Below are 2,509 nucleotides of genomic sequence, written 5' to 3'. Positions count from 1 at the left end.
ACCAGGGCCCGCACCACCCCTCCCCCGCCCAGGTCGCGGGCGCCGTCGGCGCGGGCGTCCAGGTAGGCGCGGGCCTCCTCCTCGGTGGGGGCGACGGCGGCCACGCGCCGTTCCCCGGGCAGGTGGACGGCGTGCACCCACCGGTACTGGAGGTGCCCGTGCTGTTCGTGGGTGGTGGGGACGTAGGTGCTGCTCCTGGGAGGGTCGGGAAAGTCGTCGATGCCGAAGTCCCAGGTGCGCAGGCTCTCGCGCAGGACCGTGAAGGGCACCTTGAGCGCCTGGCCGGGCTCGCCCGACAGGGCGGTGGCGGGGACCTCGACCACGTACCAGCGCCCGTCGGACGGCGAGTGGAACAGGAACCCCTGTTTGGTGCGCAGCCCGGACCGGCGCCTGCGGTAGTGGGAGTGCTGGTGGGCCATGACCCTGCGGGCGCGCGCGGACAGGGCGCTGTCGGCGCTGTCGGGGTCGATGCGCACGGGCGCGCGGAAGAACAGCATCGGGGTGTTGACCGGGCCGGTCTCGCCGCTGGTGAGCATGCGCACGGTGTTGCGGACCAGGCCGCGCAGGGTCGAGCCGGGGACGGCGGGCAGGTGGCGGTCGCCGTGCGGGAAGCGGGTGGAGGCGTTCACGCGCCCGCGTTCGAGGGTCTGGCCGACGAAGGTGGGGGTGAGGGTGGTCAGGGTCAGGTCGATCCACCCGGAGTGGGTGCCCGCCACGGTGCGGTCGTGGCTGCGCAGCAGGTCGCCGGTGGGGTGGTCGCCGTGCAGGTCGGCGGCGGGCATGGGGGTGTCGGCGATCCGGACCAGACCGTAGGGCGCGGTGGCGTGGAACCGTTCCGCCCGCGGGCGCGGGCCGCCGCCGCACTCTCCGGGGCTCACCACGGCTGCTCCGCCCGCCGGATCTCGTCGCCGGTGCCCACGTCGAACTCCGGCCCGGTCGGCTTGACCCCCGGGCGCATCCCGGTGAGCCGGTGGAAGGCCACGCCCACCGCGCCGGTGGCGGGGTCCTGCGCCCAGTACTCGCGCACCGTCAGCCAGGTGCCCGTGCTCTCCAGGGCGGTTCCGGCGCCGGGCACGGGCCGGAGGCGGCCGGAGAAGTCGGTCCACGCCACCGGGAGCACCGCCTGTGCGCCGGAGGGCTCCCGCGTCACCGACAGGGGCACCTCTCCGTCCAGGGTGCGGCTGGAGGAGGGGCCGTTCCAGCCCTGGAGGAGGAGGGAGCGCTCCCGCGGGCGCAACTCCTCGGGGAGGTCGCCGGGGGCGTCCGCGCTGATCCACCCGGCCTCGGCTCCCTCTCCGAGCCGGATCTGCGCGTGCGGACCGAACACCAGGACCTCCAGGACCCGCCAGCGGTCGGCCGGCCCCGGGGGCGCGGCCGACAGGTGGGCGGTGGGCGGCTGGTCCGAGCGGCGCCACCGCGGCCCCGGGCAGGCGCCGGTGACGCGGCCGTCGCCGAGTTCGGCGAGCAGCCACTGCGGCCGGTCCGGTGCGCCGGGCACGCCAGGGACCCCGGTGTCGAGCAGGCGGCAGCGGACACCGTGGACGAAGACGTCGTCGAGGACTCCGTCGACCTGCGCGGCGGTCAGGCGGCGCACGGCCAGGCCGTGCGGGCGCGGGGGCTCGTGGTTCACCTGGGCTCCTCCGTGGTGGGCGCGGGGGCGAGCGCGGCGTGCAGGGCGGCCAGCCAGCCGCGGGCGGTGGCCGCGTCGGCGCTGTCGGGTGCGAACAGGGCGGTGAGCAGGTCCACCGTGTCCGGTGGCCCTCCGCCCGGGGGGTGGGTGGTCAGGAGGGCGCGGGTGGCGGTCAGGCGCCCGTTCCCGGTTCCGGCGCCCGCGCCGAGGGTGTCGAAGGGTACCGTGGCCAGCTCCCGCACGAGGAGGGCGAGCAGACCGCGGACGGCGTCGTCGGGTTCGCGCACGTCCAGGACCGCCTCGGCGCCGCCGCCGCAGTGCAGGTCGGTGGTGAACAGGCGGCCGTCCACGGCGTCGCCGAAGAGGGAGTCCACGGTCAGCCGGGTGGCGGTCAGGGGTGCTCCGCCGGTGAGCACGGGGACGGTGCGCAGCCGGATCCGGGCGGGGCGCGGGAGGCCGCGCCGGTCGGTGTCGGCGCCCCACCAGTGGTCGTGCCAGTCGCGCCACCGGTCCGGCCCGGCGCCCAGGTGTTCGGCCGCGTCCCGGACCAGTCGGCCGCCGATCCTCTTGAACAGGGCGAACAGCGCGGTGTCGCCCAGGACCGGGGCGGGGTGGACGGCGGCCTTGTCCGGGTCGGTGACGGCGGGGCGGTGGCGGTGTGCCCGGTCCGCCTCGCCCAGGCGTTCGGGGGCGGGGGCGTCGCCGACCATGAGCAGGCCGGGCCTGGGGTCGCGCGGCGGCGGGGCGGTGGGATCGGGCTGCTCGGCGACGGCCAGGGTCAGGTGGAGTTCGGCGCGGTGGCGGCGGTCGGGCCGGTGCGCGCGGGCGAGCGCGTGGGCGGCGGTGGCCCCGCGCCCGCAGGCGCGCAGGGCCCCGGTC

Annotated in this window: 2 protein-coding genes and 1 pseudogene; all 3 read right to left on the bottom strand. The window is 77.5% G+C overall.

Annotated features, from left to right (window positions below; all coding sequences use genetic code 11):
• A partial coding sequence (locus DQW06_RS24485) for a TIGR03986 family CRISPR-associated RAMP protein (protein ID WP_117199390.1) occupies positions 1–881 on the bottom strand: 881 nt, incomplete at its 3' end.
• On the bottom strand, positions 875–1,630 hold the full coding sequence (locus tag DQW06_RS24480) for a hypothetical protein (RefSeq protein WP_013154002.1): 756 nt from the start codon (positions 1,628–1,630) through the stop codon (positions 875–877). The genes DQW06_RS24480 and DQW06_RS24485, both read right to left, overlap by 7 nt.
• A pseudogene (locus DQW06_RS24475) lies at positions 1,627–2,509 on the bottom strand (CRISPR-associated protein); the annotation flags it as partial. The gene DQW06_RS24480 and the pseudogene DQW06_RS24475, both read right to left, overlap by 4 nt.

Source organism: Nocardiopsis sp. TNDT3, from assembly GCF_003427465.1.
Classification (GTDB): Bacteria; Actinomycetota; Actinomycetes; order Streptosporangiales; family Streptosporangiaceae; genus Nocardiopsis; species Nocardiopsis dassonvillei.
This window is presented reverse-complemented; position numbering and strand designations above follow the sequence as displayed.